28 protein-coding genes and 1 pseudogene are annotated in these 24,620 nt (G+C 53.3%); 16 read left to right on the top strand and 13 right to left on the bottom strand.

Annotated features, from left to right (window positions below):
• The first annotated feature begins 87 nt into the window (after positions 1-87).
• Positions 88-1,140, top strand: a complete 1,053-nt coding sequence (locus AAYN39_RS05485; protein ID WP_001144640.1) for a rhodanese-related sulfurtransferase — start codon at positions 88-90, stop codon at positions 1,138-1,140.
• Positions 1,141-1,191: 51 nt separating this feature from the next.
• Here AAYN39_RS05485 and AAYN39_RS05480 read toward each other — a convergent pair whose 3' ends face one another.
• The 10 genes and pseudogenes from AAYN39_RS05480 to mdtH form a co-directional block, all read right to left on the bottom strand.
• A complete protein-coding gene (locus tag AAYN39_RS05480; RefSeq protein ID WP_000739886.1) occupies positions 1,192-1,767 on the bottom strand; it encodes a YceI family protein in 576 nt (191 codons plus the stop codon).
• Positions 1,764-2,336, bottom strand: a pseudogene (locus AAYN39_RS05475) (cytochrome b). Before AAYN39_RS05475 ends, AAYN39_RS05480 begins: the two are co-directional and overlap by 4 nt.
• Before the next feature lie 262 nt (positions 2,337-2,598).
• Positions 2,599-2,712 (bottom strand): YceO family protein, encoded by a 114-nt coding sequence (locus tag AAYN39_RS05470; RefSeq protein ID WP_001253282.1) that lies wholly within the window; start codon positions 2,710-2,712, stop codon positions 2,599-2,601.
• A gap of 40 nt (positions 2,713-2,752) precedes the next feature.
• Entirely contained in the window at positions 2,753-3,871 is a 1,119-nt protein-coding gene (solA, locus tag AAYN39_RS05465) for an N-methyl-L-tryptophan oxidase (protein ID WP_000872781.1), read from the bottom strand.
• Positions 3,872-3,983: 112 nt separating this feature from the next.
• Positions 3,984-4,238 (bottom strand): biofilm formation regulator BssS, encoded by a 255-nt coding sequence (bssS, locus tag AAYN39_RS05460; protein ID WP_000414440.1) that lies wholly within the window; start codon positions 4,236-4,238, stop codon positions 3,984-3,986.
• Positions 4,239-4,527: 289 nt separating this feature from the next.
• Positions 4,528-4,773, bottom strand: a complete 246-nt coding sequence (gene dinI / locus AAYN39_RS05455) for a DNA damage-inducible protein I (RefSeq protein ID WP_001217768.1) — start codon at positions 4,771-4,773, stop codon at positions 4,528-4,530.
• A gap of 73 nt (positions 4,774-4,846) precedes the next feature.
• The gene (gene pyrC, locus AAYN39_RS05450) at positions 4,847-5,893 is read right to left on the bottom strand and encodes a dihydroorotase (protein ID WP_000126592.1); all 1,047 of its coding nucleotides are present in this window, start codon (positions 5,891-5,893) and stop codon (positions 4,847-4,849) included.
• A gap of 103 nt (positions 5,894-5,996) precedes the next feature.
• Positions 5,997-6,596, bottom strand: coding sequence for a lipoprotein (locus AAYN39_RS05445; protein ID WP_000088637.1), 600 nt, complete (start codon positions 6,594-6,596; stop codon positions 5,997-5,999).
• A gap of 84 nt (positions 6,597-6,680) precedes the next feature.
• Positions 6,681-7,328: a glutaredoxin 2 gene (gene grxB, locus AAYN39_RS05440; RefSeq protein WP_000780893.1), complete on the bottom strand. Its 648-nt coding sequence runs from the start codon at positions 7,326-7,328 to the stop codon at positions 6,681-6,683.
• 63 nt (positions 7,329-7,391) lie between these two features.
• The gene (mdtH, locus tag AAYN39_RS05435) at positions 7,392-8,600 is read right to left on the bottom strand and encodes a multidrug efflux MFS transporter MdtH (RefSeq protein WP_000092170.1); all 1,209 of its coding nucleotides are present in this window, start codon (positions 8,598-8,600) and stop codon (positions 7,392-7,394) included.
• A 236-nt stretch (positions 8,601-8,836) separates the two neighbouring features.
• Between mdtH and rimJ the strand changes: the two genes are divergently transcribed.
• The 4 genes from rimJ to murJ all read left to right on the top strand — a co-directional run bounded on the left by rimJ (position 8,837) and on the right by murJ (position 12,868).
• Positions 8,837-9,421: a ribosomal protein S5-alanine N-acetyltransferase gene (gene rimJ, locus AAYN39_RS05430; protein WP_000468201.1), complete on the top strand. Its 585-nt coding sequence runs from the start codon at positions 8,837-8,839 to the stop codon at positions 9,419-9,421.
• 35 nt (positions 9,422-9,456) lie between these two features.
• Positions 9,457-10,104 (top strand): YceH family protein, encoded by a 648-nt coding sequence (locus AAYN39_RS05425; RefSeq protein WP_000873047.1) that lies wholly within the window; start codon positions 9,457-9,459, stop codon positions 10,102-10,104.
• A 1-nt stretch (position 10,105) separates the two neighbouring features.
• Positions 10,106-11,029, top strand: a complete 924-nt coding sequence (locus AAYN39_RS05420; RefSeq protein WP_001259737.1) for a Gfo/Idh/MocA family oxidoreductase — start codon at positions 10,106-10,108, stop codon at positions 11,027-11,029.
• Positions 11,030-11,332: 303 nt separating this feature from the next.
• Positions 11,333-12,868, top strand: coding sequence for a murein biosynthesis integral membrane protein MurJ (gene murJ / locus AAYN39_RS05415; RefSeq protein ID WP_001764055.1), 1,536 nt, complete (start codon positions 11,333-11,335; stop codon positions 12,866-12,868).
• 81 nt (positions 12,869-12,949) lie between these two features.
• Here the strand turns inward: murJ and flgN are convergent, their stop codons facing one another.
• The 3 genes from flgN to flgA form a co-directional block, all read right to left on the bottom strand.
• The gene (gene flgN / locus AAYN39_RS05410) at positions 12,950-13,372 is read right to left on the bottom strand and encodes a flagella biosynthesis chaperone FlgN (RefSeq protein WP_000197547.1); all 423 of its coding nucleotides are present in this window, start codon (positions 13,370-13,372) and stop codon (positions 12,950-12,952) included.
• A gap of 4 nt (positions 13,373-13,376) precedes the next feature.
• On the bottom strand, positions 13,377-13,670 hold the full coding sequence (gene flgM / locus AAYN39_RS05405) for a flagellar biosynthesis anti-sigma factor FlgM (RefSeq protein WP_000020892.1): 294 nt from the start codon (positions 13,668-13,670) through the stop codon (positions 13,377-13,379).
• A 91-nt stretch (positions 13,671-13,761) separates the two neighbouring features.
• Positions 13,762-14,421, bottom strand: a complete 660-nt coding sequence (flgA, locus tag AAYN39_RS05400; RefSeq protein WP_001194076.1) for a flagellar basal body P-ring formation chaperone FlgA — start codon at positions 14,419-14,421, stop codon at positions 13,762-13,764.
• Positions 14,422-14,577: 156 nt separating this feature from the next.
• On the opposite strand from flgA, the gene flgB reads away from it, so the two are divergent.
• The 11 genes from flgB to flgL all read left to right on the top strand — a co-directional run bounded on the left by flgB (position 14,578) and on the right by flgL (position 24,428).
• Positions 14,578-14,994 (top strand): flagellar basal body rod protein FlgB, encoded by a 417-nt coding sequence (gene flgB, locus AAYN39_RS05395; RefSeq protein WP_000887042.1) that lies wholly within the window; start codon positions 14,578-14,580, stop codon positions 14,992-14,994.
• A 3-nt stretch (positions 14,995-14,997) separates the two neighbouring features.
• On the top strand, positions 14,998-15,402 hold the full coding sequence (flgC, locus tag AAYN39_RS05390; protein ID WP_001196448.1) for a flagellar basal body rod protein FlgC: 405 nt from the start codon (positions 14,998-15,000) through the stop codon (positions 15,400-15,402).
• Positions 15,403-15,413: 11 nt separating this feature from the next.
• On the top strand, positions 15,414-16,112 hold the full coding sequence (flgD, locus tag AAYN39_RS05385) for a flagellar hook assembly protein FlgD (protein ID WP_000020450.1): 699 nt from the start codon (positions 15,414-15,416) through the stop codon (positions 16,110-16,112).
• 26 nt (positions 16,113-16,138) lie between these two features.
• A complete protein-coding gene (gene flgE, locus AAYN39_RS05380; RefSeq protein WP_000010567.1) occupies positions 16,139-17,350 on the top strand; it encodes a flagellar hook protein FlgE in 1,212 nt (403 codons plus the stop codon).
• A gap of 20 nt (positions 17,351-17,370) precedes the next feature.
• The gene (locus tag AAYN39_RS05375) at positions 17,371-18,126 is read left to right on the top strand and encodes a flagellar basal body rod protein FlgF (RefSeq protein WP_000349284.1); all 756 of its coding nucleotides are present in this window, start codon (positions 17,371-17,373) and stop codon (positions 18,124-18,126) included.
• Positions 18,127-18,139: 13 nt separating this feature from the next.
• Entirely contained in the window at positions 18,140-18,922 is a 783-nt protein-coding gene (gene flgG, locus AAYN39_RS05370; RefSeq protein ID WP_000625851.1) for a flagellar basal-body rod protein FlgG, read from the top strand.
• A gap of 54 nt (positions 18,923-18,976) precedes the next feature.
• Complete coding sequence (flgH, locus tag AAYN39_RS05365) at positions 18,977-19,675, top strand: flagellar basal body L-ring protein FlgH (RefSeq protein WP_001174897.1); 699 nt, start codon at positions 18,977-18,979, stop codon at positions 19,673-19,675.
• An 11-nt stretch (positions 19,676-19,686) separates the two neighbouring features.
• The gene (locus AAYN39_RS05360; RefSeq protein WP_001518955.1) at positions 19,687-20,784 is read left to right on the top strand and encodes a flagellar basal body P-ring protein FlgI; all 1,098 of its coding nucleotides are present in this window, start codon (positions 19,687-19,689) and stop codon (positions 20,782-20,784) included.
• Entirely contained in the window at positions 20,784-21,734 is a 951-nt protein-coding gene (gene flgJ / locus AAYN39_RS05355) for a flagellar assembly peptidoglycan hydrolase FlgJ (protein WP_000578683.1), read from the top strand. Before AAYN39_RS05360 ends, flgJ begins: the two co-directional genes overlap by 1 nt.
• 64 nt (positions 21,735-21,798) lie before the next feature.
• Positions 21,799-23,460 carry a flagellar hook-associated protein FlgK gene (gene flgK, locus AAYN39_RS05350; protein WP_000096425.1) on the top strand — a complete coding sequence of 554 codons (1,662 nt, stop codon included), beginning with the start codon at positions 21,799-21,801 and terminating at the stop codon, positions 23,458-23,460.
• Between the two features lie 14 nt (positions 23,461-23,474).
• Positions 23,475-24,428, top strand: a complete 954-nt coding sequence (flgL, locus tag AAYN39_RS05345) for a flagellar hook-associated protein FlgL (RefSeq protein WP_001223025.1) — start codon at positions 23,475-23,477, stop codon at positions 24,426-24,428.
• Positions 24,429-24,620 lie beyond the last annotated feature (192 nt).

Raw genomic sequence — 24,620 nt, 5'->3', positions numbered from 1 at the left:
GCGCAAAATGTGTGGATGTAAATTGGCGAGACTTGCCTTATCATGCCTGCCCACTTTATTTTTTGCTGATTGCAGGATACGTACACCATGCCAGTGTTACACAACCGCATCTCTAATGACGAGCTGAAAGCCAAAATGCTGGCGGAAAGCGAGCCGCGTACGACAATTTCTTTTTATAAATATTTCACTATCGCCTCGCCGCAACAGACGCGGGACGCGTTGTATCAGGTGTTTACGGCGTTGGACGTTTTTGGTCGCGTTTACCTGGCGCATGAGGGCATCAATGCGCAAATCAGCGTGCCGCAAAGCAAGGTTGAGACCTTTCGTCAACAGCTTTATACGTTCGACCCCGCGCTGGACGGGGTGCGTTTAAATATCGCGCTGGAGGATGACGGAAAGTCATTTTGGGTGCTGCGTATGAAAGTTCGCGACCGTATCGTCGCTGACGGTATTGACGATCCGAGTTTTGACGCCAGTAATGTCGGCGATTATCTGAAGGCGGCAGATGTGAATGCGATGCTGGACGATCCTGACGCGGTCTTTATTGATATGCGCAACCACTATGAGTATGAAGTCGGCCATTTCGAAAATGCTCTGGAAATCCCGGCGGATACGTTTCGTGAACAGTTGCCAAAAGCGGTTGAAATGCTGCGGGAACATGCAGATAAAAAGATAGTGATGTACTGTACCGGCGGTATTCGTTGTGAGAAAGCCAGCGCCTGGATGAAACACAACGGTTTCAATAAAGTCTGGCATATTGAGGGTGGCATCATTGAGTACGCCCGTCGCGCGCGCGAGCAGGGGCTTCCCGTTCGCTTTATCGGCAAAAACTTTGTATTTGATGAGCGAATGGGCGAGCGCATCTCGGATGAGGTTATCGCGCATTGCCATCAGTGCGGCGTGTCCTGCGATAGCCATACCAACTGCAAAAACGACGGTTGCCATCTGCTGTTTATCCAGTGTCCGCAGTGCGCCAGTAAATTTAACGGCTGCTGTAGTGAACAATGCTGTGAAGAGTTGGCCTTGCCGGAGGAAGAACAGCGCCGACGTCGCGCGGGTCGTGAGAACGGCAACAAAATTTTTAATAAATCGCGGGGTCGGCTTAATAGCAAACTGAGCATTCCCGATCCGGCTGAGTAATATTTTGCCGGATAGCGGCGTAAAGGCTGCTATCCGGCATTTCGCCAGGCGTTACTTCTGCTGAACGCCTTCTACTGAGATGATAAGCTCCACCTCTTGTGAGGCTGGGCCGAGATCGGTAGTTATATTGAAATCTTTCAGCTTAATTTTTCCTTCGGCCTCAAAGCCCGCGCGCTTACCGCCCCACGGATCGTCGCCCTGGCCCATCAGCTTCGCTTCCAGCGTCACCGGTTTAGTCACGCCATTGAGCGTCAGATTGCCGGTAATATCCAGTTCATCGCCCTCTTTTTTCACGCTGGTAGAGGTGAAGGTTGCCTGCGGGAATTTCGCAACATTAAGAAACTCCGCGCTACGCAGGTGTTTGTCACGTTCGGCATGGTTAGTGTCGACGCTATTGGTGTTAATGGTCACATTCACTTTGTCTGCTGACGGATTTTTTTCGTCAAAAGTGAACGTGCCGTCGAAATCTTTAAAGGTGCCGTATAGCCAGCTGTAGCCCAGATGCTGGATGCGGAAATTGACGAACGCATGTTGGCCTTCTTTATCAATTTTATACTCCGCCGCCACGGCGGAACCGGTCGTGAATAACAAGGATGCGAGGGTGAATCCCAGCAGGTTTTTTTTCATTTTTGAGCTCCATAGTCAGATGACGACATTCCTGTCATACGTTTCAGTGTGTCGTCTTTATCGATGAAATGGTGTTTTAGCGCCATAACCCCATGCGAGAGCGAGATAATGACCAGCGACCAGGCAAACCACAGATGCAGTGTTCCGGCGATGTCAGCCTGCGCGCCCGCGTCCGTAAGCGTGGCCGGAATCTCAAACCAGCCAAAGACGCTAATCGGTTTACCGTCGGCGGTGGAAATCAGGTAGCCGCTAATGATTATCGCAAAGAGCAGGAGATACAGAAGGATATGACCCGCGGCGGCGCCAATGCGCGTTAAACGGGAATAGCTGGTCAACGCAACGGGCGGCGGAGAATAAAGCCGCCAGATAATACGCACGATCAGCGCCATCATCAGTAACATGCCAATACTTTTATGTATTTCCGGCGCCTAGTGATACCAGCCGTCGTAATAACTGAGCGTGACCATCCATAAACCCAACGCAAACATGCCATAGACCACTAGGGCGGTCAGCCAGTGGAGGGCGGCGGAAACTACGCCATAACGTTGTGGAGTATTTTTAAATTGCATAAACACACCAATGAATATTTCACGAGAGAATGAAAATGGCGTGGAAAAGCGCCGAATGCAACTTATAAATAAGAATTTGAATGATATTTATTTTTATTTCAATAATTTTGATGTTGTTTGCGATTCAGCTTCAGAAGTTTCGAGATATTTCACTCCTGTAACCGCACAACGGCAGGAGTTGGCATTATTGCCGTGCTTCAACATTATGAAATAAAAAGTGAGGAACTTTCAGGAAGTGTTAGTTAACGTCAATGAAAAGCAATCAGAAGAAAAGGAGATAAACAATATCCATCACCGCCAGCAGCGACCAAAGAATAACGTAAAGCATGAAATGTTCGCGAATATTATTCATCAGAAAATGAAAGAGACGACGCATAGCTTACCTTAATAAACAGCCCCTTTACGGGGCCGACAAATTATTGGCTAAAACGGGAAAGCCGGAACGGCGTCAGATCAAAGGAGGGCGTTTTTCCCAACGCAAAATCCGCAGCGATTTCTCCTAACACCGGGGCGAATTTAAAACCATGTCCGCTGAGTCCAGTGATGACAAGCGTATTCTCATGGCCAGGCAGCGTATCGATAATAAAATCCTCGTCCGGCGAATTATCATAGGTACATGCCGCCCCATGTAAACAACCGCCGATACCCGGCAGTACGTTACGCAGGAAAGGAAATGCTTCCGCGCCATCGCTGGCAACGGCGGCAAAGGGCTTGCGCTCTTCCGGTGCCTGTATTCGCTGCCCGCCATTGTGTTTGCCGATTTTTAACTCGTCGTTCTCCGCCGGGAAACCGTAATAGTGATCGCCGTTGGGCATTTCGCCGGTAAAGGCCGGAAAGCGGTTTTTAGTGCTGTAACGTCCATCCGCCTTAAACCAGGCAAAAACTTTACGTACGGGCTGAACGGGCAGCTCCGGTACCAGCGTTTTGACCCAGGTGCCCGCGCTAATCAGCGCTTTGCTGGCGTGGTAGCAGCCTTCACTCGTCTCTATCGTCACACCGTTATCATCATGGTGAATATGGCTTACCGGGCTGTTGAATAGCTGTGCGCAGCCTGCCTCTCGGGCCAGACGAAGCCATGTGGTAATGGCTAATTCGCTGCGCAGGAAACCGGAGTCAGCTTCAAACAGCCCGATATAATTATCGGGCACGCGAATTTCCGGCCAGCGCGTCATGAGGGCCGTCGCGTCCAGGCGCTCGACGTTCAATTGCCACTGTTGCGCGCTTCGTGCGACGTTGGCTAAGAAAGCGGAATCGGCCGGGCCGAGGTTGACGACGCCGGAGCGGACAAAAATAGGCTCTTCATTGTGTGTGGAGAGCTCATCCCAAAGCGTCTGGGCGCGAAGCACCAGCGGGACATATTTTTCGCCTTCACCATAAGCGTGGCGGATAAGACGGGTATCGCCGTGGTGGCTGCCCTGTTGATAAGGCGGCATATGCGCATCGGTCATCAGGACCTTTAGCCCGGCGCGGGTGGCGTAATAACCAGCGGCGGCGCCAACCGAACCGCTGCCGATAATAATAAGGTCGTATTTCATCAGCTTCTCTCTGCTATCGCGATGATTTCAAGGTAAATAACTGCGCTGAGATATACAAGCCAGAAATAAGTGAGGCACCTTACGGTGCCTGAGAGAGGGGGAGCGCGTCACGCTAATGGTGACGATACTCGTTTTCCTGGTAATCGCCTGATTCTATTTTGGCGATGCCGGCTTCTAATATTGAAATAAATTGCCTGGCTACATCTGTCGTTAACCAGAGCGTTTGACCAACTTCAGTCCCTTCCGGTTCCGGACGATTTGGGGTCTGGTAGTGTAAACGCAGCATCAGCGCATCATAGCTATCGACGGTGCTGATGTCCCATCCTACAAGCGGATGGGTCTGAATGACTTCATTATTCTTTTCCATCATGCCCCCCTGGTACGTGTTATAAGACAACGGTTCTCGAGGTTCAATGCGTGTTTTTCTTCTGAAGCAACTTCAGTATACCAATTAATAAGGCTATTCACTGCGTTTTTAAAGAGACCGGAGGATAAATTTCTCTTTTTAAGAATTATATGAACAATAAAGCGGCAGTTCATTCATATTTTTTTAGGATGTTGTGCAATTATTTTGACGGTCAGGCGAAATATTCATCAGTTGCGCAAATAAAAAAGCCGGGGCGACCCGGCAAACATACATCACTGCATATCATTTTTTATTCATTGATGAACCAGTCATCAGCGCTCTCCCAGGTCTCCTGGAGAATCTCGCTAATGCGTTCTTTATCCTCTTTTGACGCGCCAATGACGGACAAGTTGTTGGCGGTAGCGTAACGCACGGTGACGTTACCCAAATTCTCAGGAAAATGATGGCTAATACGGCGGGAGAGTTCGCCCGCCAGCGCACCAATCGCACCGGCAGGCAGAGGTGACGTTTTGGCTATAGTGACTTCAATACGCATAATGGCCCCCTGTTGAATATACTGGATATATATACAGTTAAATCCAATATATAGCAACAGGTAAGCGCATTTTTTATTTTTTTACTGACCAGCGTACTGTTTCACCCGCTAAAAAAGGCACCAGCGAATCATCAGCCAGCGCGATATTTTCCGGTATCTGTTGTTCATCGCGAACCAGTTCCACCCACCCCGTATTCACCGGCAGGCCATAGAATTGCGGGCCATTCAGTGAACAGAACGCTTCAAAGTGCGCCAGCGCGTTCATTTCCTCAAACACGGCGGCATAACTGCCAAGAGCGGAGGGGGCGTTGAAACAACCGGCGCAGCCGCAACGGGTCTCTTTACGATGACGTGAATGCGGCGCTGAATCCGTCCCCAGGAAGGCGCGCGTAAAACCACTGGCGACCAGGTCGCGTAACGCCTGCTGGTGAATATTGCGTTTCAGAATCGGCAGACAGTACAGGTGAGGACGAATGCCGCCAACCAGCATATCATTACGGTTAAACATTAAATGTTGAGGCGTAATGGTCGCCGCCAGGTTGTAGCTGCCGTCACGTACATACTGCGCGGCATCTTTGGTTGTGATGTGTTCAAAGACCACTTTAAGCGCGGTCAGACGCTGGCGTAGCGGTTCCATTACGGTGTCGATAAAACGCGCTTCGCGATCGAAGATATCAACATCCGCATGGGTCACCTCACCGTGGACCAGCAATGGCATTCCGAGTTTTTCCATCCGCTCCAGTACCGGCATGATAGCGTCGACTGACGTTACGCCATGACTGGAGTTAGTGGTGGCATTGGCCGGGTAAAGCTTGGCCGCAGTAAACACGCCTTCATGGAAACCACGCTCCAGTTCATCGGCATCGAGCGAATCCGTTAAATAGCAGGTCATTAACGGCGTGAAATCATGCCCGGCGGGCACCGCATCGAGAATACGCTGGCGGTAGGCGATCGCTGCATCAACGGTCGTAATGGGGGACGCCAGGTTCGGCATCACGATAGCGCGACCATAAATTTCGCTGGTATAGGGTACGACCGTTTTTAACATGTCGCCATCGCGAAGGTGAACGTGCCAGTCGTCCGGGCGGCGGATCTTTAAAACCTGGGATGGTGCAGTCATTAATAAGCTCCGGCTGAGGAATAGTCTTTTTGCCGGAAACAAAGGATAAGCGGAAACGTTTTCGTTTGCACGTAAAAAAAGGGCGCGAGCGCGCCCTCCGAAATCAATTGGTGAAAGGAATAACGATTTCACCAGGTTTAACTTCAATGCCTTTCGCGAGTTTCTTCGCTAACGCTTCGCCTTTACTACTGTCCTCACGCAACACGTAAGCGGGCCGCTGGTTAAAGTAGCTACGTAAAGACTGATTTAAATAGGGCAGGAGCGTTTGTAGCACTGATTGCATTTTCTCCGGCGTCACGGTGGCGTCTACTACTTCCATCTCCTGAAGATAGATGGCGCCTTTTTCTTTATCAAAGACCGGCAGGGCTTTTAGCTTGAGTTTCATCGTCGCTTTTTGACTGCCAAACAGGGAATTCATATCCAGCCTGGCATCGCCAGTAAGGGTGACTTTATTAGGCTCTTCCCGACCAATCTGGCTGGCAAGGTTAGTCAATACGATATGCGCGTCGGCAATGCCAGGCAGACCAATATCTTTTGAGAAATTATTCCGTTTTTCAAGCGCTTGATTGATTTCTTGTTCGCTAATGGTGTATTGCGTAAGTTGATTACAACCCACTAACAGGCCGCTAACTACCAGCGCAGCGGCAAAAAAAACTTTTTCATGGCGTTCCTTAGCATGTTGCCTGTGCCCTAATCTTGACACAAAGCAGCATGTCGCGCCAGCGGACATGGCGCCACTAAAAAAAGCTGAAAAAGGCGGCAAGAAAGGGTTGCCGCCTGGCGGGCGTTAGATAGCCATTGAGGAGAGTAAATTAATTTGCGTCTGCTTAGCCATATTATCGCGATAGTCCGCGACTTTTGTCGGCCAGTGAATACCGGCGACCAGCGTCAGATTACGCAGAAGCGGAAACAGATGAATATCATCTTCCGATAATTCGCCGTTAACGGCGTTAGGCTGTACGATGAGTTTATCCAGCAAACGTAAATCATCGCCGATCTTTTTAATCAGTCCGGCAGAGTGCGCAAGATGGTTGTCAAAACTGCCAGATGAGGCCTCTTTTTTGCGGATAAAATACTGGCGCGCCGCAGGGGTAGAAAATTCATCGAAAGCGGATTTTGCAAATCGCGGCAGCAGTAGCTGATTAACGTAACCGTTAACTTTGCGCAACCACTCTTCAATGGCTGGATTACGTTTCCCGGTTAACAGCGGTTTGCCGTCGAGGTTGTCGACATAATGTACAATATCCATACTTTCAGGAAGGTAGCGACTATCATCTTTTTGCAGGATGGGCACCATCTTTTGACCAATCATCCGGGTGGGCGTCGCCTCGTCGTCATTTTGTAACACGTTAAGTTCAACGGGGATGTTCTTCAGGCCGAAAATCATGCGGGCTTTAACGCAGAAAGGGCAATGATCGTAAATATAAAGCTTCACGTTTCTCCTCCATTTGACTGTCGGTTCCTGACCAGTATGGAGGAGATAGCGACAGGTATCAAATCAGGCGCCGGGTTCCAGCATCCGGCGCGGCGTGCGCTTATGACTAAATTGCCAGCCTAAAGCCAAAAAGGTGATAAAGCCGATAATACCGAGCATCATCCACGGTAGTTCAGGCTGCGCAAGCGCTTTACCCATATCAAACAACCAGCCGCCGCCGATATAACTAATCGCGCCGCCAATGGCTAATCCCAGACGGCTAAAGCCCATATAGCTTCCCCGCGCCCTCGCGTCCGCGGGCGACGCGCTGAGCGTTTCGCGCGCCGGTTCGGCGATAACCGAGCCGATGTAGAAAGCGCAAATAAGCGTAAAAAGCTGCTGTAAATTGCCCACCATCCCGATGGGGAGCATGCTCAGCGACATGACGAGCAAACCGGCCATCAGCCGATGCTCCAGCCGAAAACGCTTTTCGCTCCAGCGGGCAATCGGGTAGAGCAACGTCAGCGAGAGACACGCCTCAATAGCGTACATCCATTTCACGGCAGCAGGCGAACCGGCGATATCGTTTACCATAATCGGCAGCATTAACATGACCTGTACCGCCAGCATATAGTAGCCCGCCAGCGTCAGCACGTAGGTGACAAACCTTTTATTGCTCATGACGCGGCGCATTCCTTCACGCACCGGCGTTCTGGCCGTTGATAGCTTCCAGGCCGGAAGCAGCCATGCGTTGAAAAGGGCGCATAATATGAACAAAATAGCGCCCGTCGCGCAGACCAGGCGAAAATCGTATTGTAGCAACCAGCTTCCCAGCAGCGCGCCAATCACCGCGCCCGCGCTGTCCTGCATCATCAACAGAGAGAAGAAGCGGCCCCGTTGCTCCGGACGAATTAATTTGACCACCAGCGCTGAACGCGGCGGGTCGAAAAGCGTACCGCCGAGACCGGAAAGAAAGCAGGAAAACCACAAGAGCCAGGGCTCATGCGCGATACCCATGGTGGCAAAGCCTGCGGCGCGCATCAGCATACCGGTGACAATCATCGGTTTCGCGCCAAAGCGATCGGCGATGGCGCCGCCAAAAATGCCCAGACCTTGTTGAATAAACTGACGCAGGCCGAGCGCGATCCCTACCATTACGGCAGCCCACCCCATTTGATCGACAAAGCGAATAGAGATGAGCGGGAAGACGACGAAAAAACCCAGCACCACTAACATGTTATCGATGAGAAGAAAATATTTACCCAGGTTCCTCGCCTGCGAGACGCGCGACATTTCCCCTCCCGGGAAATAAAAGATGAGCGTCTTCTATTCTGCGGCGGCGTTTCGTTTTTTCCTACCGTTAGCGGGACAATATTTTTTTATCAAAAGTCCTTTTTAATCGAGAGTTTTCATCAAAATGTGGCAGCAATTCAAAAAATGACGATTTGCGCTTTTCACAGGGCCTGGTTGCGCAGGTATAGTAATGTTACTGGCGTGCTGAAGACGTTACAGGAAGGAGTAGGTATAGAATGTTTGGCTATCGCAGTAACGTGCCAAAAGTGCGCTTAACCACCGATCGTCTGGTGGTACGTTTAGTGCATGAGCGTGATGCCTGGCGTCTGGCCGATTATTACGCGGAAAATCGTCATTTTTTAAAACCCTGGGAACCGGTCCGTGATGAAAGTCATTGTTATCCTTCAGGATGGCAGGCGCGTCTGGGAATGATCGGTGAATTTCACAAACAGGGCTCCGCCTTCTATTTCGCGCTACTTGATCCGGAAGAAAAAGAAATTATCGGCGTGGCGAATTTTTCCAATGTGGTGCGCGGTTCTTTTCATGCCTGTTATCTGGGCTATTCCATTGCGCAAGAGTGGCAGGGGCAAGGGCTGATGTTTGAAGCCTTAACCGCTGCGATTCGCTATATGCAGCGCACTCAGCATATCCACCGTATCATGGCGAACTATATGCCGCACAACAAACGTAGCGGCGCGTTGCTGGCGCGGCTTGGCTTTGAAAAAGAAGGCTATGCGAAAGATTACCTGTTGATTGATGGACAATGGCGCGACCATGTCCTGACGGCGTTAACCACGCCGTTATGGACGCCGGGGCGTTGAGCGGCTTACGGAATGAGAGGCAAAGGGAGAAAACGATGAAATATGAATTAACCGCCACTGAAGCGCGAGTGATTGGCTGTCTGCTGGAAAAGCAGGTGACAACGCCGGAACAGTATCCGCTTTCCGTCAACGGGGTGGTGACAGCCTGTAATCAGAAAACCAACCGTGAACCGGTGATGAACCTGACGGAACAAGAGGTACAAGAACAGCTCGATAACCTGGTGAAACGCCACTTTTTGCGTACGGTCAGCGGGTTTGGCAACCGCGTCACCAAATATGAACAGCGCTTCTGTAATTCCGAATTTGGCGATCTGAAACTTAGCGCGGCGGAAGTGGCGCTCGTCACTACGTTGCTGCTGCGCGGCGCGCAAACGCCCGGCGAGTTGCGTAGCCGGGCGTCGCGGATGCATGAATTCAGCGATATGGCGGAAGTTGAATCCACGCTGGAACGGCTTGCCAGTCGTGAGGACGGCCCGTATGTCGTCCGTCTGGCGCGTGAACCGGGTAAGCGCGAAAGCCGCTATATGCACCTTTTTTGCGGCGACGTCGATGAACTGTCTCTCCAGACGTCTGCGCCGGAAAGTGCGTCGGGCGATCTTCAGTCGCGCGTCGAAGCGCTGGAAAGCGAAGTGGCGGAGTTAAAGCAGCGGCTGGATTCTTTGTTAGCTCACCTGGGAGAGTAATGTGAGAACATTACGGATTGGCATTGTCGTGTTAGGTGGTATTGCGCAGAAGGCCTGGCTGCCGGTATTAACCAACACCGCCGGATGGACGTTACAGGGCGCCTGGTCTCCTTCGCGGGATAAAGCCTTACGTATTTGCGAAAGCTGGCGCATACCGTATGTGGATTCGCTGGCGAATTTAGCGTCCGGCTGCGATGCGGTCTTCGTCCACTCCAGTACCGCAAGCCATTATGCCGTGGTCAGCGAACTTCTCAACGCTGGCGTCCATGTCTGCGTGGATAAACCGCTGGCGGAAAATCTACGTGATGCCGAACGGCTGGTGGCGCTGGCGGCGCAAAAAAAATTGACGCTGATGGTTGGCTTTAATCGCCGTTTCGCGCCGCTGTACCGCGAACTGAAGACGCGCCTCGGCACTGCGGCGTCACTGCGTATGGATAAACATCGTACCGATAGCATCGGGCCGCATGACTTACGTTTTACTTTGCTCGATGACTATCTGCATGTCGTGGATACCGTTCTGTGGCTGGCGGGCGGCGAGGCGCGCCTTGCCAGCGGCACGTTGCTCACCAGCGAGTCCGGCGAAATGTGCTATGCGGAACATCATTTTTCCGCCGACAAATTACAAATTACCACCAGTATGCACCGGCGCGCCGGAAGTCAGCGTGAATCGGTCCAGGCCGTCACCGATGGCGGGCTGTATGACGTGACGGATATGCGTGAATGGCGCGAAGAGCGCGGGCAGGGTATTCTCATCAAACCCATTCCGGGTTGGCAAACAACGCTTGAGCAGCGTGGTTTTGTCGGATGCGCGCGGCATTTCATTGACTGCGTACAAAATCAGACGGTTCCGGAAACGGCGGGGGAGCAGGCGATTTTGGCCCAGCGCGTCGTGGAGGCGCTGTGGCGGGACGCCATCAGCGAATAATCCTCTGTAACATCTGGCGGTAGTAATTCATCGTAATCCAGGTACTATACCCTCAATAATTCGAGTTGCAGAAAAGCTAACGCACATGCAGCTCGAAGTATGGCGGGTATATATGCCCACTCTACATAATACCTCTTTTCACAGTGAATAATGGCAAACCGTGGGGAGTCTGTAAGGCCTGATAAGACGTTTTGACGTCGCCGTCAGGCGCAGTGATACAGCCGGATACGGCAGAAGTTGCGTTATCCGGTCGATGGATCAGCCATGCAGGAGTTTTACGCCAGGGTCTGGAATACAAAAGAAATGAATTTATTGAAATCGCTGGCTGCCGTCAGCTCGATGACTATGTTTTCACGCGTGTTGGGCTTTGCCCGTGATGCGATTGTCGCCAGAATTTTTGGCGCAGGGATGGCGACCGACGCCTTTTTTGTGGCGTTTAAACTTCCCAATCTACTACGCCGGATCTTTGCCGAAGGCGCTTTTTCTCAGGCCTTTGTGCCTATCCTGGCGGAATATAAGAGCAAGCAGGGTGAAGAAGCGACGCGGATCTTTGTCGCTTACGTTTCCGGCCTGTTGACGCTGGCATTGGCCGTCGTGACGGTGGCCGGTATGCTGGCCGCCCCGTGGGTGATTATGGTAACCGCGCCGGGTTTTGCCGATACTGCGGATAAATTTGCGCTGACGACGCAACTGCTGCGGATTACGTTTCCCTATATTCTGCTGATCTCGCTGGCTTCACTGGTTGGCGCCATTCTCAACACCTGGAATCGCTTCTCTATTCCCGCTTTTGCGCCGACATTTCTTAATATCAGTATGATCGGTTTTGCATTATTCGCCGCGCCATACTTTAATCCGCCGGTGCTGGCGTTAGCCTGGGCAGTCACCGTCGGCGGCGTGCTGCAACTGGTGTATCAACTTCCGTATTTGAAAAAGATCGGTATGCTGGTGCTGCCGCGCATTAACTTTCACGACACCGGGGCGATGCGGGTGGTCAAACAGATGGGGCCGGCGATTTTGGGCGTTTCCGTCAGTCAGATCTCCCTTATCATCAATACCATTTTCGCCTCGTTTCTGGCCTCCGGCTCGGTCTCATGGTTGTACTATGCCGATCGGTTGATGGAGTTCCCGTCCGGCGTGCTGGGCGTGGCGTTGGGGACCATCCTGTTGCCGTCATTGTCGAAAAGCTTTGCCAGCGGCAATCATGATGAGTACTGCCGCCTGATGGACTGGGGGCTGCGTTTGTGCTTTTTACTGGCGTTGCCGAGCGCGGTAGCGCTAGGCATTCTGGCGAAGCCGCTGACGGTCTCGCTGTTTCAGTACGGTAAATTCACCGCCTTTGATGCGGCGATGACGCAGCGGGCGTTAATCGCCTATTCGGTGGGGCTGATTGGCTTGATCGTCGTAAAAGTGCTGGCCCCGGGCTTCTATTCTCGCCAGGATATTAAAACGCCGGTGAAAATCGCCATCGTGACGTTAATCATGACGCAGTTAATGAACCTGGCGTTTATTGGACCGCTGAAACACGCCGGGCTGTCGCTCTCTATTGGTCTGGCGGCATGTCTCAATGCGTCGCTGCTGTACTGGCAACTGCGCAAACAGAATATCTTTACGCCACAACCGGGGTGGATGTGGTTCCTGATGCGTCTGATCATTTCCGTACTGGTAATGGCCGCCGTGTTGTTCGGCGTGTTGCATATTATGCCGGAGTGGTCGCAAGGGTCGATGCTATGGCGTTTGCTGCGTTTGATGGCGGTAGTGATCGCGGGTATCGCGGCCTATTTCGCCGCGCTTGCCGTGCTGGGCTTTAAAGTGAAAGAGTTTGTTCGCCGGACGGCGTAAATTCAGTGCCTGATAGCGCTGTGCTATCAGGCCTACAAGGCATTCAGGCCGGAAAGGCGCAACGTCGCCATCCGGCAATGATTAGATAGATATTTTTTTACCGCCGCGGTGAGAGACGGAAGTCTGACCGTCAGCCCCGTACAAGGTCGGCTCCTGGTGAGGTTTCAGCACCTCCAGCGCCTGTTGATTACGCTCGATTTGCCCTTCCAGCAGCCAGCCGTTGTGCTGGTTGAGGTCGCGCAGATGCTGCGTTTTTTCGGTAATCGCCTGCCAGCGCTCTGCAATGTCATCGTTTGCGCTACGCTGCGCGTTCTGCTCCAGACGGCGCTGTTGTTCCAGATAATCCAGCGTCGCCAGCAACGAGCTTTTTTCTTCTGTAATACGCTGTAGCTGGCTGCCGTTAATCTGGCCTACGGAAAGCTGTTGTTGCTCGGCGTCCATCACCGTCTTCAGGTCATTCAGGACGGTGGTCATCTGGTCAAGTATTTCTGACAAACGAGTCATACGCTTATTTATTCTGTAAGTAGCTCTGCGCCTCGCGAATGAGCGAGTCTGCTATTTTTCCCGTATCCATTTTTAACTCACCGTTACGGATAGCCGTTTTTAATGCTTCGACGCGTTCCATATTAATGTCGCTGACGCCTGGCTGCATAAGCTTCGCTTGCGCGTCGCTTAACGTTACGCTGGCGCTCGTCGCGGCGGACGTTTTTTCCTGACGCGTTTTTTGTACCGGCGTGTCGCTGGTTTCGCGCGTCTGGACAGTGCTAACGGGTTTCAAAGGTGAGGTACGGTCAATGCTCATTTATTTATCCTCATCGAGGGTTACGTTGTAGCGGCCAGCTACCATCATGGTTGAATATCTCATCGGCAGCCGCGACAAAATCTTTACACAATTATAGGTTAATAAGAATATTCCCATCAGAATCGACGGTTCCACTCACGATTTGACCCGATGTCATGCGCACGCGCGCATTTTGCGCGACGGCGGCATTATTCATCGCCTGACCTTCCGCATTGACGCTAAACCCCTCGCCATTGGCGATGACCTGTACTCGTTGACCCGCTTTGACACGCCAGGCCTGACGTATCATCGTAAGCTGTACCGGCTGCCCGGGAGCGAGATCGCGCAAACTGACGGCATCCTGAATCTGACGGATATCCAGTACCGTCCGCGGCGGTAACTGATCCAGTCTGCCACGTTTTAGCGTGACGTTGGCCGGCGTCAATTTTCCGCCGCGCGCGACGGGCGCGGCTACGGCGACATAATTGCCGGTCGCTTGCACATTCACCTGCAAATAACGTTTTTCATTGGCGCAGCGCGCCACCACATTGACGTTGCCCCACAGCTTCGCGCTGCCCGTCATGCTGAAGGCTGGCTGCTCGCAGCTCGGTAGCAGATTGGGCGGTGAACGGAGCGTGACAACCACCTCGTCGCTGAAGCCAGCCAGACGCTGGGAAAACCACGTGGTCAGCTGGGCGTTGATGTCCTGCGCCATTGTCAGGGGGCTGAACAGCAAAGCCGCCACGGCGAATCCTCGTTTTAACGTTTGCATGGTACTTCCCCCTGGTTGATGTCATGACAGGATTCTACCCGTGTGAAGCAAGCATCAACGCAATAAATAGCGACGCATTTTGCGTTTATTCCGGCGATAACGCGCGCGTGAAGGCATTTAAGCTGTCGGCTGAATTTTGCCATTTGCGGAGGAGATATGCTCGACAGGCTCGATGCCGCCTTACGATTTCAGCAGGAAGCGCTAAATCTGCGCGCGCAACGTCAGGAAATATTAGCGGCGAATATCGCCAATGCCGATACGCCGGGGTATCAGGCGCGCGATATTGATTTTGCCAGTGAGTTAAAAAAAGTGATGGTGCGCGGACGGGAAGAAACCGGCGGCGTCGCGTTGTCGTTGACTTCTTCTCGCCATATTCCCGCCCAGGCGGTCTCTTCTCCCGCAGTGGATCTGCTTTACCGCGTACCCGATCAGCCTTCTTTGGATGGTAACACCGTAGATATGGACAGGGAACGTACGCAGTTTGCGGATAACAGTCTCAAATATCAGATGGGGCTTACCGTTCTGGGTAGCCAACTCAAAGGCATGATGAATGTGCTACAGGGAGGAAACTAATTCGTGGCGCTGTTAAACATTTTTGATATTGCCGGATCGGCGCTTGCCGCACAGTCCAAGCGGTTGAACGTTGCGGCCAGTAACCTTGCGAATGCGGATAGCGTCACCGGCCCGGACGGACAGCCTTATCGCGCCAAACAGGTGGTTTTTCAGGTGGACGCCGCGCCGGGTCAAGCCACTGGCGGGGTAAAGGTCGCCAGCGTGATTGAAAGTCAGGCACCGGAAAAGCTGGTTTATGAGCCAGGCAATCCGCTGGCGGACGCTAATGGTTACGTCAAAATGCCCAACGTCGATGTGGTCGGCGAAATGGTCAACACGATGTCAGCCTCGCGCAGCTATCAGGCAAATATCGAAGTCCTGAATACCGTAAAAAGCATGATGCTTAAAACGCTGACATTAGGCCAGTAAAGGAGGCGCGTATGTCTATTGCCGTAAATATGAATGACCCGACCAACACGGGCGTCAAAACGACGACCGGCAGCGGGTCGATGACCGGAAGCAACGCTGCCGATCTGCAAAGCAGTTTCCTGACCTTACTGGTCGCGCAATTGAAGAACCAGGACCCGACTAACCCATTACAAAATAATGAGTTAACGACACAGTTGGCGCAAATCAGTACCGTGAGCGGCATTGAAAAACTGAATACGACGCTGGGGGCTATTTCCGGGCAAATCGATAATAGTCAGTCCCTACAGGCGACCACGCTGATTGGACATGGCGTTATGGTGCCTGGCACCACAATTCTGGCGGGTAAAGGCGCGGAAGAAGGGGCCGTGACGTCCACGACGCCGTTTGGCGTGGAATTGCAACAGCCTGCGGACAAAGTGACGGCAACCATTACCGATAAAGATGGCCGGGTGGTACGGACGCTGGAGATCGGTGAGTTGCGAGCCGGGGTACACACCTTTACCTGGGATGGTAAGCAAACGGACGGAACAACGGTACCGAATGGTTCTTACAACATTGCGATTACCGCCAGCAATGGCGGGACGCAACTGGTGGCGCAGCCGCTGCAATTCGCTCTGGTACAGGGCGTGACGAAGGGCAGTAACGGCAACCTGTTGGATCTGGGTACCTACGGCACCACCACACTCGACGAAGTTCGGCAAATAATCTAAGCCCTTACACTTATCAGGAGTCAGTCATGTCTTTTTCTCAAGCGGTTAGCGGCCTGAACGCTGCGGCCACCAACCTTGATGTTATCGGTAATAACATCGCCAACTCCGCCACCTATGGCTTTAAGTCCGGTACGGCATCATTTGCCGATATGTTCGCCGGTTCCAAAGTGGGGTTGGGCGTAAAAGTGGCGGGGATTACCCAGGATTTTACCGACGGTACGACAACGAACACCGGGCGCGGGCTGGATGTCGCGATTAGCCAGAACGGTTTTTTCCGCCTGGTAGACAGCAACGGTTCCGTGTTCTATAGCCGCAACGGCCAGTTCAAACTGGACGAGAACCGTAACCTGGTCAATATGCAGGGGATGCAGTTGACCGGCTATCCGGCCACCGGTACGCCGCCGACCATTCAGCAGGGGGCGAATCCTGCGCCGATCACCATTCCGAACACGCTGATGGCGGCGAAATCGACCACCACCGCGTCAATGCAGATCAACCTGAACTCAACGGACCCTGTACCGTCTAAAACGCCCTTTAGCGTGAGTGATGCGGATTCGTATAACAAAAAAGGCACCGTCACCGTTTATGACAGCCAGGGTAATGCCCATGACATGAACGTCTATTTTGTGAAAACCAAAGATAATGAATGGGCTGTGTACACCCATGACAGCAGCGATCCTGCAGCCACTGCGCCAACAACGGCGTCCACTACGCTGAAATTCAATGAAAACGGGATTCTGGAGTCTGGCGGTACGGTGAACATCACCACCGGTACGATTAATGGCGCGACAGCGGCCACCTTCTCCCTCAGCTTCCTTAACTCCATGCAGCAGAACACCGGGGCTAATAACATCGTCGCCACCAATCAAAACGGCTATAAGCCTGGCGACCTGGTGAGCTACCAGATTAACAATGATGGCACCGTGGTTGGCAACTACTCCAACGAGCAGGAGCAGGTGCTGGGGCAGATTGTGCTGGCTAACTTCGCCAACAACGAAGGTCTGGCATCCCAGGGCGATAACGTCTGGGCGGCGACGCAGGCCTCCGGGGTAGCGCTGCTGGGGACTGCCGGTTCCGGCAACTTCGGTAAGCTGACGAACGGCGCGCTGGAAGCCTCTAACGTGGATTTGAGTAAAGAGCTGGTGAATATGATCGTCGCGCAGCGTAACTACCAGTCGAATGCGCAGACCATCAAAACCCAGGACCAGATCCTCAATACGCTGGTTAACCTGCGCTAAGCGCCTGACGGGATAGCTTAATGGATCACGCAATTTATACCGCCATGGGGGCGGCCAGCCAGACGCTTAACCAGCAGGCGGTAACGGCCAGCAACCTGGCTAATGCCTCAACGCCGGGCTTTCGCGCGCAGCTTAACGCGCTACGCGCGGTGCCCGTTGATGGCCTCTCTTTAGCGACGCGCACGTTGGTTACGGCGTCGACGCCGGGGGCGGATATGACCCAGGGTCAGTTGGACTACACTTCCCGCCCGCTGGATGTTGCGTTACAGCAGGACGGCTGGCTGGTGGTGCAAGCGGCGGATGGCGCTGAAGGATATACCCGTAACGGGAATATCCAGGTGGGCCCGACCGGGCAGTTAACCATTCAGGGACATCCGGTTATCGGCGAAGGCGGCCCGATTACCGTTCCGGAAGGGTCGGAAATCACCATTGCGGCAGACGGCACGATCTCCGCGCTCAATCCCGGCGACCCGCCAAACACGGTGGCGCCCGTTGGGCGGCTGAAGCTGGTCAAAGCGGAAGGCAATGAGGTGCAGCGGAGCGATGACGGTTTATTCCGCCTTACCGCCGAGGCACAGGCTGAACGCGGGGCGGTACTGGCCGCCGACCCGTCAATTCGCATTATGTCGGGCGTGCTGGAGGGCAGTAACGTCAAGCCGGTTGAAGCCATGACCGACATGATCGCCAACGCACGTCGTTTTGAAATGCAGATGAAGGTTATCACCAGCGTAGATGAGAACGAAGGGCGAGCTAACCAACTGCTGTCGATGAGTTAATACAGGACATTTTATGATCAGTTCATTATGGATCGCCAAAACCGGTCTGGACGCGCAGCAAACCAATATGGATGTGATTGCCAATAACCTGGCAAACGTCAGCACCAATGGTTTTAAGCGTCAGCGCGCGGTATTTGAAGATCTGTTGTATCAGACCATCCGCCAGCCGGGCGCGCAGTCGTCCGAGCAGACGACGCTGCCTTCCGGGCTGCAAATCGGTACCGGCGTGCGTCCGGTCGCCACGGAGCGCCTGCACAGTCAGGGGAACCTGTCGCAGACCAACAACAGTAAAGATGTGGCGATTAAAGGGCAGGGCTTTTTCCAGGTCATGCTGCCGGACGGTACGTCTGCCTATACCCGCGACGGCTCTTTCCAGGTGGATCAGAATGGTCAACTGGTGACGGCGGGCGGTTTTCAGGTGCAGCCGGCAATCACCATTCCGGCCAACGCGTTAAGCATCACGATTGGCCGCGACGGCGTGGTCAGCGTTACCCAGCAAGGGCAGGCCGCGCCGGTTCAGGTCGGGCAGCTTAACCTGACCACCTTTATGAACGACACCGGTCTGGAAAGCATCGGCGAGAACCTCTATATCGAAACGCAATCGTCCGGCGCGCCGAACGAAAGCACGCCGGGGCTCAACGGCGCGGGGTTGTTGTATCAAGGGTATGTCGAAACGTCGAACGTTAACGTGGCGGAAGAGCTGGTGAACATGATTCAGGTTCAACGCGCCTATGAAATTAACAGTAAAGCAGTATCGACGACCGATCAGATGCTGCAGAAACTGACGCAACTCTAAGGGGCCGCCGGTGGGGGATACGCCACCGGCTCCCTGATTTTGAAGATGAAGGTAATGCAAAAATACGCGCTTCACGCTTACCCAGTTATGGCCCTGATGGTCGCGACGCTGACAGGATGCGCCTGGATACCCGCTAAACCGCTCGTGCAGGGGGCGACCACGGCGCAGCCGATACCTGGCCCGGTACCGGTGGCGAATGGCTCCATATTTCAGTCTGCGCAGCCGATTAATTATGGCTATCAGCCGCTTTTTGAAGATCGTCGACCGCGTAATATCGGCGATACGCTCACGATTGTGTTACAGGAAAACGTCAGCGCCAGTAAAAGCTCGTCGGCAAATGCCAGCCGCGACGGCAAAACCAGCTTTGGTTTTGATACGGTACCGCGTTATCTGCAGGGATTATTCGGTAATTCCCGCGCGGATATGGAGGCCTCCGGCGGCAACTCTTTTAATGGTAAAGGCGGCGCGAATGCCAGCAATACCTTTAGCGGCACGCTGACCGTGACCGTCGATCAGGTTCTGGCCAATGGCAATTTACACGTCGTGGGGGAAAAACAGATCGCGATTAATCAGGGAACGGAATTCATCCGCTTCTCCGGCGTGGTAAATCCACGCACCATCAGCGGTAGCAACTCTGTTCCCTCGACACAGGTGGCGGATGCGCGGATTGAATATGTCGGGAACGGCTATATTAACGAAGCGCAAAATATGGGCTGGCTGCAACGTTTCTTCCTTAATTTGTCGCCGATGTAAGCGAGGTGTATGTGTTTAAAGCTCTTGCAGGAATCGTTCTGGCACTGGTTGCCACTCTGGCGCACGCCGAGCGTATCCGGGATCTGACCAGTGTCCAGGGAGTACGGGAAAACTCGCTGATCGGCTACGGGCTGGTGGTCGGGCTGGACGGTACGGGCGACCAGACGACCCAGACGCCATTTACCACCCAGACGCTGAATAACATGCTGTCACAACTGGGGATTACGGTCCCCACCGGCACCAATATGCAGTTGAAAAACGTGGCGGCGGTGATGGTGACGGCGTCGTATCCGCCTTTTGCGCGACAGGGACAAACGATCGATGTCGTCGTTTCCTCAATGGGGAACGCTAAAAGTCTGCGTGGCGGGACGTTATTAATGACGCCGTTAAAAGGGGTGGACAGCCAGGTGTATGCTCTGGCGCAGGGCAATATTCTGGTCGGCGGCGCGGGCGCTTCCGCAGGCGGCAGTAGCGTGCAGGTTAACCAGCTTAATGGCGGGCGCATCACTAATGGCGCGATTATCGAACGCGAGTTGCCGACTCAGTTCGGCGCTGGCAACACCATTAATCTGCAATTGAACGACGAAGATTTTACGATGGCGCAGCAAATTACCGACGCCATCAACCGCGCCCGCGGTTACGGCAGCGCCACTGCGCTTGATGCGCGAACGGTACAGGTACGCGTGCCCAGCGGCAACAGCTCGCAGGTGCGTTTTCTGGCGGACATTCAAAATATGGAAGTCAACGTGACGCCGCAGGATGCAAAAGTCGTGATCAACTCGCGTACCGGTTCGGTGGTCATGAATCGGGAAGTCACGCTGGATAGCTGCGCTGTGGCGCAGGGCAATTTGTCAGTGACAGTCAATCGCCAACTCAACGTCAACCAGCCGAATACGCCATTTGGCGGCGGGCAGACCGTGGTGACGCCACAGACTCAGATAGATTTGCGTCAGAGCGGCGGATCGCTACAGAGCGTGCGTTCCAGCGCCAATCTGAACAGCGTAGTGCGCGCGCTGAATGCGCTTGGCGCGACGCCGATGGATCTGATGTCGATTTTGCAGTCCATGCAGAGCGCGGGCTGTCTACGCGCCAAACTGGAAATCATCTGATGATCGGAGACGGTAAATTGCTGGCCAGCGCGGCCTGGGATGCGCAATCTCTGAACGAACTGAAAGCGAAAGCGGGCCAGGACCCGGCGGCGAATATCCGTCCTGTGGCCCGTCAGGTGGAAGGGATGTTTGTGCAGATGATGCTGAAAAGTATGCGCGAGGCTTTACCCAAAGATGGTTTATTCAGCAGCGATCAGACGCGTCTGTATACCAGCATGTATGACCAGCAGATCGCCCAGCAGATGACCGCCGGTAAGGGATTGGGGCTGGCGGATATGATGGTTAAACAGATGACGGGCGGGCAGACGATGCCTGCAGATGATGCGCCGCAAGTACCGCTTAAATTCTCCCTGGAGACGGTAAACAGCTATCAAAATCAGGCGCTGACCCAACTGGTGCGCAAAGCCATACCGAAAACGCCGGACAGCAGCGATGCGCCGCTCTCCGGCGACAGTAAAGACTTTCTGGCCCGGCTTTCGCTCCCGGCGAGGCTGGCCAGCGAACAAAGCGGGGTGCCGCATCATCTGATTCTGGCGCAGGCGGCGCTGGAGTCCGGCTGGGGGCAGCGGCAAATCCTGCGGGAGAATGGCGAACCCAGCTATAACGTATTTGGCGTGAAAGCGACCGCCAGTTGGAAAGGGCCGGTGACGGAAATCACCACCACTGAATACGAAAATGGCGAAGCGAAAAAAGTGAAAGCGAAATTCCGCGTCTATAGCTCGTATCTGGAGGCGTTATCGGATTATGTCGCGCTGTTAACGCGTAACCCACGCTACGCTGCCGTGACCACTGCCGCCACGGCAGAGCAGGGCGCAGTGGCTCTGCAAAACGCCGGATACGCCACTGACCCGAATTACGCGCGTAAATTGGCCAGCATGATTCAGCAGTTGAAAGCGATGAGTGAAAAGGTCAGCAAAACCTACAGCGCGAATCTCGACAATCTCTTTTAAATTGCTCAAGTCCACGTAGTCGCTGCCGATAACAACGAGTATTGAAGGATTAAAAGGAACCATCATGTCCAGCTTGATTAATCACGCCATGAGCGGACTTAACGCCGCGCAGGCCGCGTTAAATACGGTCAGTAATAACATCAACAATTATAACGTTGCGGGTTATACCCGGCAGACAACTATTCTGGCGCAGGCAAACAGTACGTTAGGGGCTGGCGGCTGGATAGGTAATGGCGTTTACGTTTCAGGCGTACAGCGCGAATATGATGCGTTTATCACTAATCAGCTACGCGGCGCGCAAAACCAGAGCAGCGGCTTAACCACGCGCTATGAACAAATGTCGAAAATCGACAACCTGCTGGCCGATAAATCCAGCTCACTGTCTGGCTCGCTGCAGAGTTTTTTTACCAGCCTGCAAACGTTAGTCAGTAATGCGGAAGATCCTGCGGCGCGTCAGGCGCTGATTGGTAAAGCGGAAGGGCTGGTAAACCAGTTCAAAACCACCGATCAGTATCTGCGCGATCAGGATAAACAGGTCAATATCGCGATTGGCTCCAGCGTGGCGCAAATCAACAATTACGCGAAGCAGATAGCTAACCTGAACGATCAAATCTCCCGTATGACGGGCGTAGGCGCGGGCGCATCGCCGAACGACCTGCTCGATCAACGTGATCAGTTGGTTAGCGAGCTTAACAAGATCGTTGGCGTCGAGGTGAGTGTACAGGACGGCGGCACCTATAACCTGACGATGGCCAATGGCTATACGCTGGTGCAGGGGTCGACGGCGCGTCAGTTGGCGGCGGTTCCCTCCAGCGCCGACCCGACGCGAACGACTGTCGCTTATGTCGATGAGGCCGCCGGTAACATCGAAATTCCGGAAAAGTTGCTGAACACCGGTTCGCTCGGCGGGCTACTGACGTTCCGTTCTCAGGATCTGGATCAGACTCGTAATACGCTGGGCCAGTTGGCGTTGGCGTTTGCCGATGCGTTTAACGCGCAGCATACCAAAGGTTATGACGCCGACGGCAATAAAGGGAAAGACTTCTTTAGCATTGGCTCGCCGGTGGTATATAGCAACAGTAATAATGCCGATAAAACGGTATCGCTAACCGCTAAGGTGGTCGACAGCACGAAGGTTCAGGCGACGGATTATAAGATTGTTTTTGACGGTACAGACTGGCAGGTTACTCGCACTGCGGATAACACCACCTTCACGGCAACAAAAGATGCTGACGGAAAACTGGAGATTGACGGTCTGAAAGTGACGGTAGGGACTGGCGCACAGAAAAACGACAGTTTTCTTCTCAAGCCGGTCAGCAATGCTATCGTCGACATGAACGTTAAAGTGACAAATGAAGCCGAGATTGCGATGGCGTCTGAGTCAAAACTCGATCCTGATGTGGATACCGGCGACAGCGATAACCGCAATGGTCAGGCATTGCTGGACTTACAAAACAGCAATGTAGTGGGCGGCAACAAAACCTTTAACGATGCTTACGCCACGTTGGTCAGCGATGTGGGTAACAAAACGTCAACGCTGAAAACCAGCAGCACCACGCAGGCGAATGTGGTTAAACAGCTTTATAAACAGCAACAGTCGGTTTCCGGCGTTAACCTCGACGAAGAGTACGGCAATTTGCAGCGTTATCAGCAGTATTATCTGGCGAATGCGCAAGTATTGCAGACCGCGAATGCGCTGTTTGATGCGTTATTGAATATTCGCTAAAGGAGAAGGATGACATGCGTATCAGTACCCAGATGATGTACGAACAAAATATGAGCGGCATCACTAATTCTCAGGCCGAATGGATGAAGCTGGGCGAGCAGATGTCTACCGGTAAGCGCGTTACCAACCCATCTGACGATCCGATCGCCGCGTCGCAGGCGGTAGTACTCTTTCAGGCGCAGGCGCAGAATAGCCAGTACGCCCTGGCGCGTACGTTTGCCACCCAAAAAGTGTCGCTGGAAGAAAGCGTACTCAGTCAGGTGACGACGGCGATTCAAACCGCGCAGGAAAAAATCGTCTATGCCGGAAACGGCACGTTAAGCGACGATGACCGCGCGTCGCTGGCGACGGATTTACAGGGGATCCGCGATCAGCTGATGAACCTGGCAAACAGCACTGACGGCAATGGTCGCTATATCTTTGCCGGGTATAAAACGGAAGCGGCGCCATTCGACCAGGCGACAGGTGGTTATCATGGCGGCGAGAAAAGTGTTACCCAGCAGGTGGATTCCGCACGCACGATGGTAATTGGCCATACGGGAGCGCAAATTTTTAATAGCATCACCAGCAATGCGGTGCCGGAACCGGATGGCTCGGACTCCGAAAAGAATCTGTTTGTCATGCTCGATACGGCAATTGCCGCGCTCAAGACCCCGGTGGAAGGCAATGACGTGGAAAAAGAAAAAGCCGCTGCCGCCATTGATAAAACCAATCGCGGCTTAAAAAATTCGCTTAATAACGTCCTGACCGTTCGTGCGGAACTGGGAACGCAACTGAGCGAACTCAGTACGCTGGATTCACTGGGAAGCGACCGTGCGCTGGGACAGAAGCTACAGATGAGCAACCTGGTAGATGTGGACTGGAACTCGGTCATTTCCTCCTACGTCATGCAACAGGCGGCATTACAGGCGTCCTATAAAACGTTTACCGACATGCAGGGAATGTCGCTTTTCCAGTTGAACCGGTAACGCCTCTTTTTGAAACATATCACGAAACTGGATATGTTTTGTCTGCCCGCGCCATCCACCCCGGCGCGGGCATTTTTTGTCTATGGAAAACCCCCAGCTAGGCTGGGGGTTCCGGAAAGCTTTCAGCTTTAAGCCAGTTATTAAAACCCCTTTTGATTTGTTAAAACATCTTGCGGTCTGGCAACTGCAAAA

The sequence above is a fragment of the Salmonella sp. K21076 genome (assembly GCF_039650795.1).
GTDB lineage: Bacteria > Pseudomonadota > Gammaproteobacteria > Enterobacterales > Enterobacteriaceae > Salmonella > Salmonella enterica.
Note: the sequence above shows the minus strand (reverse complement) of the source record. Positions and strands in the feature narration are given on the sequence as shown.